This is a genomic window from Rhizobium terrae (assembly GCF_003425685.1).
Lineage (GTDB): Bacteria > Pseudomonadota > Alphaproteobacteria > Rhizobiales > Rhizobiaceae > Neorhizobium > Neorhizobium terrae.
Genome location: NZ_QJKM01000022.1, coordinates 71,050 through 87,860 on the forward strand (window position 1 = coordinate 71,050; position 16,811 = coordinate 87,860).

At 60.0% G+C, this 16,811-nt stretch carries 17 protein-coding genes and 2 pseudogenes; 9 read left to right on the forward strand and 10 right to left on the reverse strand.

Annotated elements, in window-relative coordinates; translation table 11 throughout:
- Positions 1-16 precede the first annotated feature (16 nt).
- Positions 17-1,567, reverse strand: coding sequence for an ABC transporter substrate-binding protein (locus tag DMO26_RS29255; protein WP_117195850.1), 1,551 nt, complete (start codon positions 1,565-1,567; stop codon positions 17-19).
- A gap of 153 nt (positions 1,568-1,720) precedes the next feature.
- Between DMO26_RS29255 and DMO26_RS29260 the strand changes: the two genes are divergently transcribed.
- From DMO26_RS29260 to DMO26_RS29280, 5 genes are all read left to right on the forward strand, one after another.
- Entirely contained in the window at positions 1,721-2,170 is a 450-nt protein-coding gene (locus DMO26_RS29260; RefSeq protein WP_117195871.1) for an Lrp/AsnC family transcriptional regulator, read from the forward strand.
- Between the two features lie 113 nt (positions 2,171-2,283).
- Positions 2,284-3,780 (forward strand): NAD-dependent succinate-semialdehyde dehydrogenase, encoded by a 1,497-nt coding sequence (locus tag DMO26_RS29265; protein ID WP_117195851.1) that lies wholly within the window; start codon positions 2,284-2,286, stop codon positions 3,778-3,780.
- Positions 3,781-3,802: 22 nt separating this feature from the next.
- Entirely contained in the window at positions 3,803-5,176 is a 1,374-nt protein-coding gene (locus DMO26_RS29270) for an aspartate aminotransferase family protein (protein WP_117195852.1), read from the forward strand.
- 71 nt (positions 5,177-5,247) lie between these two features.
- Positions 5,248-6,000, forward strand: a complete 753-nt coding sequence (locus DMO26_RS29275; protein ID WP_117195853.1) for an HpcH/HpaI aldolase family protein — start codon at positions 5,248-5,250, stop codon at positions 5,998-6,000.
- A 28-nt stretch (positions 6,001-6,028) separates the two neighbouring features.
- Positions 6,029-6,841 (forward strand): carbon-nitrogen hydrolase family protein, encoded by an 813-nt coding sequence (locus tag DMO26_RS29280; RefSeq protein ID WP_117195854.1) that lies wholly within the window; start codon positions 6,029-6,031, stop codon positions 6,839-6,841.
- A 202-nt stretch (positions 6,842-7,043) separates the two neighbouring features.
- Here the strand turns inward: DMO26_RS29280 and DMO26_RS29290 are convergent, their stop codons facing one another.
- From DMO26_RS29290 to DMO26_RS29330, 9 genes and pseudogenes are all read right to left on the reverse strand, one after another.
- The gene (locus DMO26_RS29290) at positions 7,044-7,742 is read right to left on the reverse strand and encodes a nucleotidyl transferase AbiEii/AbiGii toxin family protein (RefSeq protein ID WP_117195855.1); all 699 of its coding nucleotides are present in this window, start codon (positions 7,740-7,742) and stop codon (positions 7,044-7,046) included.
- 11 nt (positions 7,743-7,753) lie between these two features.
- A complete protein-coding gene (locus tag DMO26_RS29295) occupies positions 7,754-8,017 on the reverse strand; it encodes a hypothetical protein (RefSeq protein WP_117195856.1) in 264 nt (87 codons plus the stop codon).
- Between the two features lie 188 nt (positions 8,018-8,205).
- A pseudogene (locus tag DMO26_RS29300) lies at positions 8,206-8,949 on the reverse strand (D-alanine--D-alanine ligase family protein); the annotation flags it as partial.
- 6 nt (positions 8,950-8,955) lie between these two features.
- Positions 8,956-9,927, reverse strand: a complete 972-nt coding sequence (locus DMO26_RS29305; RefSeq protein WP_117195857.1) for a quinone oxidoreductase family protein — start codon at positions 9,925-9,927, stop codon at positions 8,956-8,958.
- A gap of 71 nt (positions 9,928-9,998) precedes the next feature.
- The gene (locus DMO26_RS29310) at positions 9,999-10,577 is read right to left on the reverse strand and encodes a TetR/AcrR family transcriptional regulator (RefSeq protein ID WP_117195858.1); all 579 of its coding nucleotides are present in this window, start codon (positions 10,575-10,577) and stop codon (positions 9,999-10,001) included.
- Positions 10,578-10,879: 302 nt separating this feature from the next.
- Entirely contained in the window at positions 10,880-11,191 is a 312-nt protein-coding gene (locus DMO26_RS29315; RefSeq protein WP_117195859.1) for a type II toxin-antitoxin system RelE/ParE family toxin, read from the reverse strand.
- Complete coding sequence (locus tag DMO26_RS29320) at positions 11,188-11,439, reverse strand: antitoxin (RefSeq protein WP_117195860.1); 252 nt, start codon at positions 11,437-11,439, stop codon at positions 11,188-11,190. Before DMO26_RS29320 ends, DMO26_RS29315 begins: the two co-directional genes overlap by 4 nt.
- A gap of 430 nt (positions 11,440-11,869) precedes the next feature.
- Positions 11,870-12,229, reverse strand: a complete 360-nt coding sequence (locus tag DMO26_RS29325; protein ID WP_117195861.1) for a VOC family protein — start codon at positions 12,227-12,229, stop codon at positions 11,870-11,872.
- A gap of 58 nt (positions 12,230-12,287) precedes the next feature.
- Positions 12,288-13,094 (reverse strand): AraC family transcriptional regulator, encoded by an 807-nt coding sequence (locus DMO26_RS29330; protein WP_117195862.1) that lies wholly within the window; start codon positions 13,092-13,094, stop codon positions 12,288-12,290.
- A gap of 432 nt (positions 13,095-13,526) precedes the next feature.
- Between DMO26_RS29330 and DMO26_RS29340 the strand changes: the two genes are divergently transcribed.
- From DMO26_RS29340 to DMO26_RS29355, 4 genes and pseudogenes are all read left to right on the forward strand, one after another.
- On the forward strand, positions 13,527-15,557 hold the full coding sequence (locus DMO26_RS29340) for an FUSC family protein (protein WP_117195864.1): 2,031 nt from the start codon (positions 13,527-13,529) through the stop codon (positions 15,555-15,557).
- On the forward strand, positions 15,554-15,763 hold the full coding sequence (locus DMO26_RS29345; RefSeq protein ID WP_117195865.1) for a DUF1656 domain-containing protein: 210 nt from the start codon (positions 15,554-15,556) through the stop codon (positions 15,761-15,763). Before DMO26_RS29340 ends, DMO26_RS29345 begins: the two co-directional genes overlap by 4 nt.
- A complete protein-coding gene (locus tag DMO26_RS29350; protein WP_117195866.1) occupies positions 15,760-16,638 on the forward strand; it encodes an efflux RND transporter periplasmic adaptor subunit in 879 nt (292 codons plus the stop codon). The genes DMO26_RS29345 and DMO26_RS29350 overlap by 4 nt, the downstream gene beginning before the upstream one ends.
- A gap of 34 nt (positions 16,639-16,672) precedes the next feature.
- Positions 16,673-16,811: pseudogene (locus DMO26_RS29355) on the forward strand (ATP-binding protein); the annotation flags it as partial.

The window sequence follows — 16,811 nt, forward strand, 5'->3', positions numbered from 1 at the left end:
TATCCGGCAGCCAATCTCATTCGCTGCGTTCGACGCCCCAGAAGCGGGCAAAGCCCTGCCAGGTGCGATATCCCCTGACCTTCGGGCCGGAGACGCCGACATCGAGGCCGTTGGCCAACATCACGAACGGCGCCTGGTCGAGGAAGCGGGCATGCAGGTCGTCGAAGATCGCCTGGCGCTTCTCGGGATCGGCCTCCTGCAGCGACTTGTTGACCAGCGCGGCGACATCGGCATCGTCCCACACCGTATTGGGTTTCTTGGCCTTGGAGCCGACCACCGTCTGGTAGGCGAGGCCCGGATCGGTGCGGTTGGAATAGTTGAAGGCCATGATCTGGTACTTGCCGCTGTTGAAGCGGTCGAGCTGGCTCGCCCATTCCAGCACTTCGATCTCGGCATTGATGCCGGCCGACTGCAGCATGGCCTGGGCGATGATCGCGGTATCGTAATTGATGGCCGAGCGGCGATTGGTCAGGATGACGATCTTCTCGCCTTTGTAGCCCGCCTTCTGCAGCAGGGCCGGAACCGCCTGGGGATCGTAGACATAGCCCTTGTCATGGGTGGCGGTGTGGTAGAGCGAGCCGGAGGAGACCAGCGAATTGTTGGGAATGCCGAGGCCATAGGTGACGGAATCGACTATGGCGGGCGTATCGAGGGCGGCGATCACGGCATGGCGCATCGCGACGTTCGACATCAGCGTATCGGTGGTCTGGAACAGCATGGTCACCAGGCCGCCATGGGGGGCCGCGACGATGGTGAAATCCTTCTCGTCCTTCAGCTTGGCGGCCTCGCCCGGCGGCAGGTAGGGCAGAACATCGAGCGCGCCGCTGCGCAGGCCGGCGACGGCCGTCGCCGTATCCGGCACCACCATATATTTGACTTGGTCGACTAGGACGTCCTTGCGTCCGCCATAGCCATCCGGCTTGTCGCCGGTGATCGAATAGTCGGCGAATTTCTTCAGCACCAGACCTTCGCCGCGCTTCCAGTCCCCGAACACGAACGGGCCGGTGGCGACCGGCGCCTTCCAGCTGCCATCGCCATTGAACGAAGCGCGGTGGACAATGCCGGTGGAGCCGCATTGGGCCTGCGCCATATAATTCAGGAACATCGCATCGGGACGGTCGAGCGTGATGACGACGGTGCGGTCGTCGGTCGCCTTGATGGTTTCGACCTTCGCGTCACGGCTGCCGTCGAAGAAAGTCTTGCAGCTGAATTCCGGGTCGCGGATCAGCTTTTCCAGGCTCCATTCTACATCGGCGGCGGTCATCGTCTCGCCATTGTGGAATTTTACGCCGTCGCGGATCGTGAAAGTATAGGCCTTGCCATCGGCCGAAACGCTCCAGTCCTTGGCCAGCATTGGGCGGATCTCACCCTTTTCGCCGGCGGCAACCAGGCCCTCGACAACATTGAGCATGACGGAATCAGTCCCGGCATCGCGGTTGATGCCCGGCTGGGAACTCCGGATATCCGCAGTGATCTGCACCGTCAGAGTGGACGCCATGGCGAGCCCGGGAAGGGCGAGCGCTACGGAAGAGAGGCATGCGTGCAAGAGTGATCTCGACAGTGACATTATGTTCGCCCTTGTGTTTTATGATGATGTAAAAAACATTTCATATGTAAAAATCATAGTCAAGCTTGTTTCAATGTGCATTATGAGAACACATCTCAACCGAAGAAGGGCCATGCCGTGCCTCTACCTGACCGTGCGCCCGAAAGAGGCGTCCTGAAGCTCGACGCCATCGACCTGCGTATTATCGAGGCGATGAAGCGCAATGGTCGGCTGACCAAGCAGGCGCTTGCGGAGACGGTGGGGCTTTCCGCTACCCCCGCATGGGCGCGGTTGAAGCGGCTGGAGGCCGGCGGCGTGATTACCGGCTACCACGCCCGCGTCTCTGCAACCGCGCAGGCGCCGCGCGTGCGGGTCCTGATGGAAGTGACGGTGGCCAGCCACCGCCATGCCGATTTCAAGCGGTTCGAAACGGCGGTCGTTGCGGTGCCGGAGATCGTCTCGTGCTGGGCTGTGGGTGGCGGCGTCGACTACTTCCTCACCGTCGAAACGGAGGATATCGACAGCTACCAGCGGCTGGTCGACCGGTTGTTGACGATGGAAATCGGTATCCAACGCTATTTTACCTATATCGTCACCCGGGCGGTCAAGGACCGGACGGACTGAAAATCATCTGTAGAACAGACCAGACGGACCATGCCAGGCCCGTCTTCGGCCCGATCGTGCGGCGCGCTTCTGCCATGCTTGCCGCATTCGACCAACAGCCGAGGACAGAATTGATGCGCGAGGCCCGACTGAGCCGCTCCGAAAGGCGGCATGCCGCACTCGACAGCCTGAACGATCCCGGCCTGCTCAGGGAACTCTCCTATGCCGGAGGGCGCTGGATCGCCGGCCCCGGGGATTTCGCCGTCCATGATCCCGCCAGCGGCCAGCCGATCGCCCGGGTCACGGCCGTCGGTGCGGAAGGCGTCGAGGAGGCCGTGTCGACCGCCGCCGCCGCGTTCCCCCAATGGCAGGCTGCATTGCCGGCGAAGCGTGGTGCCGTGCTGCGCCGCTGGGCCGATCTCATCCGTGAAAACCGCGCGGATCTGGCGCGTATCATGGTGCTGGAACAGGGCAAGCCGCTTGCCGAGGCGCTCGGCGAGATCGACTATGCCGCGTCCTTTCCCGAATGGTATGCCGAGGAAGGCCGCCGCCTGAACGTCGAAGGCGTGACATCTCATCTCGCCAATGCCGAAATGATCGTGCGGCGCGAGGCGGTCGGCGTCGCCGCACTGGTCACCCCCTGGAATTTCCCCTCCGCCATGCTGACGCGCAAGGCGGCCGCGGCGCTTGCAGCGGGCTGTACGGTGGTCGCCCATCCCTCGGGCGAAACGCCGCTTTCCGCGCTGGCCCTCATGGAACTGGCCGAACGTGCCGGCATGCCCGCCGGCGTCCTGAATGTGCTGACCGGCGCCTCCCCTGACATCGTCAGTGCGCTCTGCGATGACGCCCGCATCGCAGCCCTCAGCTTCACCGGTTCCACCGCGATCGGCAGGCTGATCGCGACGCGCTGCGCCGCCTCGATGAAACGGCTGGTGATGGAGCTCGGCGGCCACGCGCCGCTGATCGTGTTCGAGGATGCCGATATCGGCCGCGCCGTCGACATCGCCATGGATGCGAAATTCGCCACGTCAGGGCAGGATTGCCTGGCGGCCAACCGCATCTTCGTCCATCGCTCGATCGAACAGGCGTTTCTCGAACAGTTCGCCCTGCGCATCGCCGCCCTCAAGGTAGGGCACGGACTGGATCCGGTCACCGAGATCGGCCCGCTGATGCACGAGCGCGCCATCGCCAAGGTGGAAGAACAGGTGGCCAATGCGCTCGAACGCGGCGCCCGCTGCCTTGCCGGCGGAAGCCGCCATCCCGCAGGGCCGCTATTCTATACCCCGACCCTCCTGGCGGATGTGCCCGATGACGCGGCCATCATGCGCGAGGAAACTTTCGGGCCGGTCGCTGCCGTCACGGCATTCGATACCGAGGCGGATGTCGTCCGCCGCGCCAACGACACGGCCTATGGCCTGGTAGCCTATGTGGTGACGGAAAACGGCGCGCGGCAATGGCGCCTCGGCCGCGCCCTGCAATTCGGCATGGTCGCCGTCAACCGCGTGAAGATCACCGGCGGCCCGGTGCCGTTCGGCGGCTGGAAACAATCCGGCCTCGGCCGCGAAGGTTCCCGCCACGGCATCGAGGCCTTCACCGAGCTCAAATATCTCTGCATCGACACGGCTGCCTGAGGCGGCCCGAAAGGAAAATCCTATGACCGAAGGCCGCAACGATCTCAACGCCTGGGACCGCAACCATTTCTTCCATCCGTCCACCGCGATGGGCGCCCATGCGCGCGGCGAAAGCCCGACCCGCATCATATCAGGTGGAGAAGGCGTCTATATCACCGATACCACGGGCCGCCGCAGCCTGGACGCCTTTGGCGGCCTTTACTGTGTCAACGTCGGCTATGGCCGGCAGAAGATCGCCGATGCCATCGCCGAACAGGCCCGTTCCCTCGCCTATTACCATGCCTATGTCGGCCACGGCACCGAAGCCTCCATCACGCTGGCGCGCATGATCGTGGAGCGGGCGCCGCGCAATATGAGCCGCGTCTATTTCGGCCTTTCCGGTTCCGACGCCAACGAGACCAACGTCAAGCTGATCTGGTACTACAACAATATTCTCGGCCGTCCCGAGAAGAAGAAGATCATCTCGCGCTGGCGCGGCTATCATGGTTCCGGCCTCATGACCGGCAGCCTGACGGGGCTCGAAGCCTTCCAGAAGGCCTTCGACCTGCCGCTGAGCCCGGTCCTGCATACCGAGGCGCCCTATTATTTCCGGCGCGAAGACCGGAGCATGAGCGAGACCGAGTTCTCCGTCCATTGCGCCCGCAAGCTGGAAGAGCTCATCCTGGCGGAAGGACCGGGTACGATCGCCGCCTTCATCGGCGAACCCATTCTCGGCACCGGCGGCATCGTGCCGCCGCCGCAGAATTACTGGCAGGAGATCCAGGCCGTGCTGCGCAAGTACGATATCCTGCTGGTGGCCGACGAGGTGATCACCGGCTTCGGTCGTCTCGGCACGATGTTCGGTTCCGATCATTACGGCATCCAGCCGGATCTCATCACCATCGCCAAGGGACTGACCTCGGCCTACGCGCCGCTATCCGGCAGCATTGTCAGCGAGAAGATGTGGAACGTGCTGGTCGAGGGTTCGGACCGGCTCGGGCCGATGGGCCATGGCTGGACCTATTCCGCCCATCCGATCTGCGCCGCCGCCGGTGTCGCCAATCTCGAACTGATCGACGAACTCGGCCTAGTGGACAATGCCCGGATAACGGGCGCGCATTTCCGCGAGGCATTGGCCCAGGCGCTGGGCAGCCATGCCAGTGTCGGCGACATCCGTGGCGATGGCCTGATGGCGGCCGTGGAACTGGTGGAAGACCGCGACGACAGGCGCTTCTACGATCCCACGCGCAAGATCGGCGCTGCCGTGGTGGCCGCCATGCTCCAACGCGGCGTGATCGCCCGCGCCATGCCGCAGGGCGACATTATCGGCTTCGCGCCGCCACTCTGCCTCACCCGCGAAGAGGCCGATCATATCGTCTCGGTCACCGCCGATGCCGTCAGGCATGTGCTCGGATAGGTACACGCCGTCCTTATCTCCCGCGTTCCCTTCGCAGATATCAGCAGGCCTCGGACCAACAGGATAATCTCGTGACACCAATTCCCCAGCACAAGTCGGCCGTCTGGCTTTCGGGACCCAATGTTCCCGCTGCCGAAATAGCCTCGGCAATCGGCTACACATCCGCCGTCCTCGATATCGAGCATGGCAGTTTCGATCTCGATACGCTCGAGCGCTTCATTCCGCTGCTCAAGGGGCTCGGCCTCGACGTCCTGGCCAAGGTGCTCGGCCCGGAACGCGGGCCGATCCAGCAGGCGCTGGATTTCGGCGCCGACGCCGTCGTCATTCCGCATATCCTCGACGCCGCCCATGCCAAAAAGGTCTGCGCTTTCGCGAAATTCCCGCCGAAGGGCGATCGCAGCTTCGCCGGTGGCCGGACCGTGGCCTATGGCAGTCCCGATGATCAATGGTTCGTCGACCAGGATAGCCGCACCCGCTGCTATCCGATGATCGAGCATGCCGGGGCGCTCCGGGATATCGCTGCGATCCTGGCGTTCGACACCGTGGACGGCGTTTTCGTCGGGCCGAGCGACCTGTCGCTACGCCGCGGCCGTCAATCATACAAGCGCAGCGAAGCCGATTTCGCCGATCTCCAGGCCATCGCCGATGCGGCAAAGGCGGCGGGCAAGCACTGGCTGCTGCCGGCCTGGAGCATCTCGGAAAAGCAGTTCGCACTGGCGAACCATGCCCACACCCTGGCGCTGACGATGGAACACGGCGCGCTCGCCCATGGCCTCAGGGATGCGTGGCACACCACGGCCGGCCTTCTGGAAACGGCGCGCTGACACCTTCACCGGACAAAGGAATTTCACCATGAAAGTCTCACTGGTTCAAATGAACTCGCAGAACGACAAGGCAGCCAACCTGAAGATGGCGGCGTCGCTCGTCGACGATATCGTCGCCGCCGAGAAGCCGCAGCTCGTGGTCCTGCCCGAATATTTTGCCTTTCTCGACGACGACGCGGATGCGATGCATGCCAGCGGCGAGACTTTTCCCGGCGGAGAAACCTATACGCTTCTCTCCTCGCTCGCCGCGCGGCACCGCATAACTCTGCATGCCGGCTCGGTCGTCGAGAAATCGGGCGAGCATTTCCATAACACGTCTCTGGTATTCGCGCCGGACGGCACGGAAATCGCCCGCTATAGAAAAATCCATCTGTTCGATGTCGTCACGCCCGAAGGCGTGAGCTACCGCGAATCCGACTCCGTCACCCGCGGCCGGGAGATCGTCACCTACAAGGTCGGCGACATCACCGTGGGCTGCGCGATCTGCTACGACATCCGCTTTCCCGGATTGTTTCAGGCATTGCGCGACCGCGGCGCCGATATCATCGTCCTGCCCGCCGCCTTCACCCTTTCCACCGGCAAGGATCATTGGGAAGTGCTGGCCCGCGCCCGCGCGATCGAGACGCAGACCTATTTCCTCGCCGTCGGGCAGACCGGCACCCATGCCGCGGGCAGGAAGGCGTGTTTCGGCCATTCCATGGTCATCAATCCCTGGGGCCATGTGATTGCCCAGAGCCCCGATTTCGTGACGAGCATCACGGCCACGCTTGATCTCGATTACATCACGAGAGTGAGAACGAACCTGCCCGTGGCCAGCCATTCTGTGCTCCGTTTCGAGTGAAGGAACGCCTGGATCGTGAAGCTCTTGAGCGGATTCGAACCGACGACCACACGCCTGAGATTGGCTAAGCATTTGCAACACAATTCATTCACACTCGCAGACGCTGCCGTAACTTGGTTTTGCTGGCTGATAGGAATGACGCCCATCGAAAGAATAATCGACCGAACAGCGGCATAGCCAAGGCCACCAAGTTGCTGAGAGATCAGCGTGGAGACGGAGAGGAAGGTGCTGCGGATAACGCTGGCTTATGGTCGCACACCGCTTTCAAAAGCGAGATTGTCGTCGCTTGAGCAGTTTTCGAAATATCCGCATATCCTTTTCTATACTGAAGCTTCCCCATAACTGTGCTAGCGAGGCCTGCATCCATTCTCTCGGCGACTGCCAATGCAGCGGCGGCCCTGGTCTTGAATGGCAAGAGAGCTTCGAGAATGTATCCATCGCCGAGTGCCTTGGCGATGCAGGCGATATCGAACATGTCACGTGGCTGAAGAGAGGATCCTCGATAGTGAACCTTCTTCGCGATGATTTCGCCCGGGGTCTCAAGGTCAACTTCGGTTCCACGTACTGCGATACGGGATGTGGGATCGTTGGTCAGGCTTGGAGCGCAAATGAAGTCGATTTCACCGATGCCCGCGAACACGATTTTCAAAGCATGCGTCCCGTCCGAAACATATCCATCGGAGTTCACCTGCAGGGTATAGCCCTGTGTTGTCGGGTTCAGATATGGGAGGACCTGCGGATCATCGATGAAAATGTCGATATCGAAGCTTTCACGATGGTTTATCTGGAGCATAAGGGCGGTGCCACCCCCGAAAGTCCAGCTATCGAGGAGTTTAAAAGAAGAGTTCGCCTGATTGATAATTGACACAGCCTGGTCGAAAAGGCTTTCCCATTGGCTCATCAGGACAGCCCTCAGGCGGCCAGGGCGAGGGGATATCCAGCCAGCTTCGAAAATTTCTGGGCAATCTCGGATGCGGTACCGTGGTCGATTTCCATCTCATCGAGAAACTGGTGCTGGAGCTCGGCTTTCACTTCGGAATAGAATGAGAATGCCGAAGCATCGAAATTCTCAACGCTCGCAAAATCCGAAATCTTCGAAGCGAGTTGCTCAGCCGAAAGGTTCGTCCCGTAAGGGGCGTTCACCGTAGACAGTACCTTAATCGTAACGCTAGACATCGTTATCGCCACCAGTTGTCAATAAGTTATGTAATACATAGCCGCCAAAAGCGCAAGAAACACAGCAGACGCTGGCATGCAACGGCAATTAATCCGGCTTATTCCAGTTCTTGTGACCGCAGCCGACGAAGCCGCGGCGCTTGTCTTACCGGCGCACCTCTACCACGCCGGGAAGAGCATTTTGCGGCTCAGAGGCCGGCGCGTGCGAGACCATGCTCGACGAGCCTGTCGATTACCTCGGGATAGGCGACGCCGCTTGCCGCCATCGCCTTCGCATACATGCTGATATCGGGGAATCCGGGAATGGTGTTCACCTCGTTGATCCAGAAACTCATGTCCTCAGTCAGGAAGAAATCGACGCGCGCCATGCCGTCGCAGGCGAGCGCCCTGAAGGCGAGGGCTGCGGTTTCGCGGATCTTGGCTTCGACTGCGGCCGGAAGCTCAGCCGGCATCTTTAGCGCCGCCCCATCCTCGTCGATATATTTCGCATCGTAGCTGTAGAAGCCATGGCTTTCGGCCGGGACGATCTCACCCGGGCGGGAGACGAACAGGCCGCCCTTGGTGTCCTCAAGCACGCTGCACTCAATCTCGCGGCCGCAGATGAATTCCTCGGCAAGCAGCTTGCGGTCATGCTTGAAGCCCTCCGCAAGCGCCGGCGCAAATTCCTGGCTGCCTGAAACCTTGCGCACGCCGACAGAAGACCCCTGACGCGCCGGCTTGACGAAAAGCGGCAATCCCAACTCGCTTTCAAGCTCGTCGAAGGACGGCGTCCGATCAGCCTGCACGGTCACTGCCCGCGCCACCGGCAGCCCCGCCGCCCGCAGCAGCTGTTTGGCCATATCCTTGTCGAGCGCGGTCACCGAACCCAGGATGCCGCAGCCAACCAGTGGCACGCGGGCCACTTCCGTCAGCCCCTGGACCGAGCCGTCCTCAGCTTGTCACGGCAGCAGGAGAAGCTTTCCAGTTGTCCGCCGGGATTCCAAATCGGCGTGAGCCAACGCTGCGTCCGACAATGGGTAGCGCCGACCCACGCCAATCCTAAGCTTGCCACTGCGCACCCATTCGAACAGTATCGAAGTCTGCTTCAACAGCGCATCACGATCCGGTATGTGATCGGCAAAGGTCGGGAACCCGATCTTTATGCTGCGCGGCAACGTGGCGACGTTGATCGGGGCGGGCGCACCCAGAACCGGACCGTAGTAAGCAAGGACGCCGTGCCTGCCGAGCGAAGCCATCGAATCTTTGAACGTGGAGGCGCCGGAACCATCGAAGACTACATCGACGCCTTTTCCTTCTGTCAGGTCGAGGACCTGCTGGGAGAAGGAACCCTCAGCATCAACAATCACATGATCAGCTCCGGCCGCTCGGGCGGCACCAATTTTTTCCTCGCTGGAGACGCGACCAATGACGGTGCCGCCTCTTAGCTTCACAATTTGGCTGACCAGGGATCCCACGCCGCCCGCAACTGCGTGCACGAGCGCCACGTCGCCGGGTTTCGTTTCGTAGAAGCTGGTCGCGAAATGGCTGGCGGTTATTCCTTGCATCATCAGCGCAGCAGCAGTCTCGTCGCCAATGTCGTCGGGCAGAGGGACGAGTGACGCCACAGGTAACGCGACCTGCCCAGCATAGCTGCCCGGGCCGTAGACCCACGCGACCCTCTGTCCGGGGCTCAAGTCAGTGACGTCGGCTCCCACCGCCACGACAGCTCCAGCCCCTTCGACACCGGGTACGAGAGGAAGAGGTCTGTCTTTCCACAGCATTCCGTTCCGAACGCCTATATCCATGAAATTGACCCCGGTAGCACTGACATCGATAAGTGCTTCGTTCGCGCGCAGGACCGGCATATCGATATCTTCCATTACGAGTCTGTCGACTCCCCCATGCTCTCTCAGCACAATTGCCTTCGCCATGGTTTTCTCCTTTTTGTTCGCGGAGTTTCCGCGAAATTATTGAACGATCATTCCAGAATAGAGCAAAAAATCTATCGCAGACTTCTCAAGGCCATCGCGGCGATCGACTGGAGGGTTTGGCGCCCGGCGCCCGCTCGTGCCGCAAGCTTGATGGCAACCAAATTTGCCACGAGAAAACCGGCTGCATCTTGAGGATCGATATCGCCAGCGATTTCCCCTTTAGCCTGAGCCTCGACCAGCCGTTCCTTGAGCGCATACGTTAGCAGCCGGTTCGATGCCTCAGCGATTTCCGTCACCTCTGGCTTCTCGCGCCCAAACTCGCAGATGGCGCCTACGCCCAGACACGCTGGACGAATGGACGAACACGCATCTTCGATGAGAACGGAGAAGTGAGCAGCGATTCCATCGAGAGCCTTTGGCGCGGCGCGGAGCGCCAGTATTTGCGTTGCAACGCTTCTGTTAACGTACCGCCGCAACGCCAAGAGATACAGCTGCCACTTGTCGCCAAAGGTGTCGTAGAGGCTCTGGCGACCAACCCCCATCGCCGCAGTCAGCGCCGCTGCCGAAGTCCCCTCAAACCCATGCTGCGAGAAGATCGAGATAGCTGCGTCGAGGGCGGTGTCGGGATCGAATATTTTTGGTCTAGCCATCTTCCAATGGTATCGATTCTGGAACGTTCAGTCAAATAAAATCTCGGGATTGCTCTCATCGAGCGCGCCGTGATGAGCGCTTGATCAACGCCCTCATCTGGCGCGGCAATGTCGAGCGCTACTCGCTGCCGGCAAAACCTCCGGCACGGCAGGGACAGCATTAGCCAGACGGCGCCGTCGTTTCTGAAGCCACACTGTTGAAGCTCTTGAAGGGATCAGAACTGGCGCCCCCCTTTTTTGACCACGCGATAACAACGATTTTATTGGTCTTGCGCTCAGGTAATCTCGCCTCCGTCCAAACATCATTCGTTCAGACGATCAACCAAACGCTTCATGAGATCCATTCGTTCATGAAGAATTGCCACTATGAGGGCGGGCGCATCCTCTCGAGGCAGACAAAAGACGTAGTGGTGTTGGCATCGCGCCATTCGTAACGCCGGATAAAGCGCGCTCATATCCTTGAAAGGACCTTTGCCCTCGGCAAGGTTTGCGATACCTCGCTCCAAACCCGAGACGTAGCGGCGTACCTGGGCAGCACCCCATTGCGCACGTGTGTAGCGGATTACCGAACGTAGATCCGATTCCGCCTCCGCGGTAAGAATGTAGGCCGTCAAGCACGACCCTCGGCAAGCTCCTCGTCGAGGATCTCACCTACGGTTTTGGTCGACAGTCTTCCGGCGAGCCCCTCATTGACGCGCGTGTTCATCAACGTCTTCAAGTCCTCCCAGGCTCGTTCTCCATCTGTGTCACCGGGAAAGAGGCGCTCAAGTGCATACTGCTTGATTGTCTTACCCTGCAAAGCGGCCAGCGCCTTTAGGCTTTGATGTTGTTGGTCCGTTATGTCGATCGTCAATCGGCTCATCTTACCTGCTCCTGAACTGCGAAAACCCACATTAACACATATGTGGGTACGTGGCCACCGCCGATACCTCTGATCCGATGTCGCTTGGAAGGATCTGCTATTCGAAGAAGACGCCGATCCGCCCTAACTACCTCTGCTCAAGTACAACGCCAGACCGGTCGCTAGACGTGTGCGTGCAGTTGATGGAACTTGAACCGACGAGTCTGTTCTTACACCCATCCTGCGCAACGTAGTCCTTTCGTGAATCAGGCATGTAGACTGCCGGGATTGGATGATCTTGGGGCTGGCGGCCTGCTTTCAGCTTATTATCTCAACTGGAAATGTAAGAACATCCTATGCGGTAATCGGAAGCGGTCTGGAACCGACATTCCACGCCTGCTCGCCTCGGACCATTGATCACGCTGTCCACCAGGCGTTGCTTACGCCTATCTCATTTCGTCGGGTGAGACCGTGCCGTCAGCTTGTTTCCGTCAGGGTCGCGAAGATATGCAACGAATGCCCCGTTCGGGCGCTGCGCAGGCGGGCTCTCAATAGCCGTGCCACCATGCGCGGCACCGGCGGCATGCCACGCTAGAACATGGTCACGGCTTGCAGCAGCTATACCGATCGTCCCACCGTTGGCCGCAGTCGCCGGCCTACCATCGATCGGTTTCGTGATCATCAGTCGACCGCCCTCATGTGAATAGATCAGCCGGCCTCTCGGATCCATCTCGCCAGGCTTGCCTCCTAATGCAACGAAAGTGGTGTCGTAGAAGCGTCTGGAGCGCTCCAGGTCGTTGCTTCCAATCATGACGTGGGTGAATGCTTCTTCTCCAGCTGCGTGCTTCCGTAACTGTATTTCGTGATGTTTAACGCTCGAAGTTCCTCAAATATTGGGCCGGCGACGCGCCGAGCGCTTTCTTGAACATAGTAATGAACGCAGACACCGATTCATACCCGAGGTCGCCCGAAACCTGCTGCACCGTCGCCCCGGCTGCAAGGCTTCGGATTGCGATGATCAATTGCAGCTGCTGTCGCCAGCGGCCGAAGGTCAAGCCAGTCTCCCGCTGAACAAGACGAGCAAGGGAATTCTCGCTCATTGCCACTCGCTTTGCCCATTGCGCTATGGTGCTGCGGTCGGAGGGATCCTCCACCAGCGCGGATGCAATACGACTCAATCTCGGCTCATCTGTCAGTGGTAAATGCAGATGTTCCACCGGCATCTGTGATAAAGCCGATAGAAGCAGCGTCGTCATCGTCTCCGCATAAGCCCCCGCGACTGCGGATTGGTCAGCCATCTCGATGATGAGCTCTCTGACAAGCGGAGAAAGCGAAAGCGTGCAGCACCGGTCCGGCAGATCGGCGGCGCCCGGCTCGATGAACAGAAAGAACAGACGCGCATTGGCGGTCGCCACGTTGCTGTGCAGCATCCCTCCCGGAACCCAGACGCCGCACTGCGGCGGGACCATCCACATCCCGCTCGGAACACGACATGTCACTCCGCCCCGCGACGCCATGACGAGCTGCCCCTTTCGATGGCGATGCTCGGGTGCTTCGCGTTCGTTCTGCGACACATCGATCCTCACGGCGTGCGCTCGCGCGGAAGACTCTTCGAGGTCCTGGTCGACGAGGGCTCCAGAAAGGGATAACCGTGGCTGGCGGGATTTAGTCATCATTTGAGGGGATATCTAAATTTCTCTCTGCGATTTGGCGATAGAGTCATCCGAAGAGTTCGGAGAAACGACGATGGCAGTTCAAGAGCATCACCCCCAATGGTTGTCTGACGTCTTCCAGACTGAATTTCGACGGCCTCAGAAGCGCTATCGCAGGCTTTGCATCTTGCCTCCACAATGTGCGCGCGTCGGGTCCAGTCGCATAGCCAGTGCGCGCAAGACTACGAAAGCCTTCCTTGTGAAGGTCTGCGGGTTCTTTGGCCACAAGCCGCCAGCCGCTTCGGCTGTTTCGTGCGCCGACCCGGTCGAAGCTTATATGCACGCCTGCATTGCGGCTACTTTCTTTTGCTACGTCTCGCCCACAATCTATGGACTTACTGCCGCCAACGATGAACGAGGCGTCACGCAGGTCGACACTCACCCGGGAGATACTGTGTGAGCGCTCGACCGGTTGTCACCGCCGGGAACGTGATATTTTCATTGAAGACATTCCTGGCGGCCATGCTTGCCTATTACATCGCAATAAGGTTCGATCTGCCGCGACCGTTCTGGGCGGTGGCAACCGTCTACATCGTCGCTCATCCGCTTTCGGGTGCGATCTCATCGAAGTCGCTCTATCGACTGCTGGGGACCCTGATCGGTGGCGGCGCGACGATCATCATGGTTCCGAACCTTGTGAACGAGCCAATACTGCTTTCCGCAGCGATCATCGCATGGGTGTCGGGATGCACTTTCCTTAGCCTTCTTGATCGCACGCCTCGCAGCTATGTTTCTCTGTTGGCCGGCTACACGGTACTTCTTGCAGGATTGCCACTGGTCACGACCCCCGCAAACACTTTCGACACTGTCGTCTCCCGCATCGAGGAGATCGGTCTTGCGGTCCTATGCGCGTCGATCGTCAGCCACGTTGTTCTTCCAGTTCATGTGGGGACAGCACTCCTCGAGCGGATCGATGCCTGGATGGCAAGGGCGCAGAAGCTCCTCGCGGCAACGGCAACTGCGGAGGCGGACGAAACCCGAAGCAAAGGAGAACGACACGCTTTGGCGGCGGACGCGGCCGACCTACGGTCGTTCACGGTCCACCTTCGATATGATGGATCGCGATATCGACGTGCAGTGTCGGTGGTGAGGTCACTGCAGCACCGCATGGTGTCCTTCCTGCCATTGCTGAGCGAACTGGAGGATCTGCGACGAGCACTGGCGAAGCTCAACACCCCGAAATCGGAGCAGGCTTTGTCGTTGATTGGAGGAATCGGCTCTCGTTCAACCGATGCCGCGGAGAGCTCCAGGGCCAGGGTCGACGCGCTAACCTCTTTTGGCGCGCCTCCATTATGGGAACATCTTCTTCTTGCCAATACTGCCCGGAACCTGCGGGATATTCATCGGATCTCCCAGGAGAGTAATTCTCTTCGTGAAGCTCTAGGGGACGAGAATGCGGCGAGAGCGGCTCGCCGCTTCGCTGCTCCCGACAAGATGCCAGCCCCGCACCGCGACATTGGCATGGCATTGCTGTCGGCGCTGGCCGTCGCGATCTGCCTCGCGACCTCCACCTTCTTCTGGATTGCAAGCGGCTGGACCGACGGGATGACAATTGCCCAGATTTCGGGAGTGCTTTGCTGCCTTCTTGCGACAATGGACGATCCAGTCCCAGCCATGCGCAAGTTTGTCGACGTAACGATCGGTTCCGTCATCGCGGCGTTCGTCTACGGCTTTGCGATCCTTCCGATGATCGACGGTTTCGTGCCGCTCGTCGCTGCCCTCGGGCTGTTCCTGATCCCTGCAGGGATGTGCCTCGCTGTGCCTTCGCTCGCGATCATCGGCATGGGGCTGTGCATAAACTTTCCGCTTCTTCTCACCCTCCAGGCGCACCAGAGCAGCGACTTCGTGACGTTTGCAAACACAGGGATCGCCACCATTCTTGCGATGGTGTGGACGATCGCGGTCTGCGGCATCTTCCGATCTGTGAGGGCGGAGACAAATGCCAGGAGGCTTTTTTCCGTGACCCAGAAGCATGTCGCCCGGATTGCGGCCGGCCAGCGTGCAGACGCGCATATCACGCACCATCGCGTTCTCGACGTGGCAGGCCTGTTTGCCGCCAGGGCGGCCAGGCTTCCTCCGACCTCCGACGCCTCCGATGCCGACCTCATAAGGGATTTGCGCGCGGGGCTTCATATAGCCGCGATGCAGGCGCGCGCTAATGGGGCGTCGATGCCTGTTCGCTTCAAGGCTGAAGCAGTCTTCTCAGCGCTGGAGGTCTTGTATCAACTTGCGCCCGCTGAACGTGGCGAAGCCTTGGAAAATACCCTCGGAATGCTGGACGACCTTATCCTTTCTACTGCGGACATGGTCACAACGGACGCCGACACGGAACTTGTGGTGCACGCTGCCGCTCTTCGTCTCTGCCTCGCCCCTGAGGCTGATCCTCCGATTTTGATAACACCTCCTTTAAAGAGGAGCGCCGCGTGATTGGACAATTCGACCTCTATGGTGTCTTCCTGCCATGGTTCTCGGCACTTGCCCTGTGTGCATACGGTCTCTTCCGCATACTCACATCGGTTCTCGCCAGGCTCGGGTTTTATCAAGCGGTGTGGCATCGCTCCCTTTTCAACCTCGCACTCTACATCACTCTCCTTGGCGGGCTTTCCGCCGCTATCAACTGGTTGCAAAAATGAAAAACCTCACGATCACCTCGGGGCGAGCCCTGTTGACCTTGTCTATGGTGGGCTGCGCGGCAATTCTAAGCTGGCACCTGTGGTCCTTCTATATGGAGGCGCCGTGGACGCGGGACGCTCATGTCCGTGCGGATATTGTTCGACTGGCACCAGACATCTCCGGCCCGGTCACCGAGGTTCTGGTATCGGACAATGCCCAGGTGGAGAAGGGGACGGCGCTGTTTCGGATCGAAACAGACCGCTTTGAACTTGCGCTGCGCGAGGCAGAGGCCCAGTTGCAGAGTACGAAGGCTGCGGCGGAGCTGGCGAGGATCGACTTCGAACGATATCAGCTGCTCGCCTCCAGAGAAGCAGCAAGCTTGAAAGAGCGGCAGCATGCCGAAAGCCAGATGCATCAGGCAGACGCTGCATATCAGTCGGCGCTAGCCGCTCTGGATTTGGCAAAGCTGAACCTTGAGCGGACAACGGTGAAAGCACCATCATCAGGGACAATCACAAACTTCTCTTTGCGTCGCGGGAACTATATCTCCGCCGGAAGTGCGGTTGGGGTGCTTGTGGAAAGAGAATCGATCTACATCGCTGGGTACTTCGAAGAAACCAAACTTCCACGTATCCACATCGGCGACCGTGTGAAGATCGATATCATGGGCGAGCCGGAATCGGTCATGGGGCATGTGGCTGGGATCGCCGCTGGCATCGAGGATCGGGAGCGAAGTGACTCTGCAGGCTCGCTCGCAAGCGTGGCTCCGACATTCTCATGGGTCCGCCTGGCCCAAAGGATCCCGGTGCGCATCGACTTCGAAGGTGTCCCGGATGCTGTTCGGCTGGTTGCAGGAAGGACTGCGACCGTTTCTGTTGAACCGAAGGACAACTGAGATGTGAACCCATCTTGTTGATTATGGGATGGCCCGCCCTTCGAGCATGTCGAGCAAGCTGGCGCAGTTCCCGTTCGTGCGCGAATTGGGCGGGTTCGACTTCGAGGCACAGCCATCGCTGGACCAGGGCCAGATCAGGGAGCTCGCGACCTGCCGCTGGATCGCGCACGGTG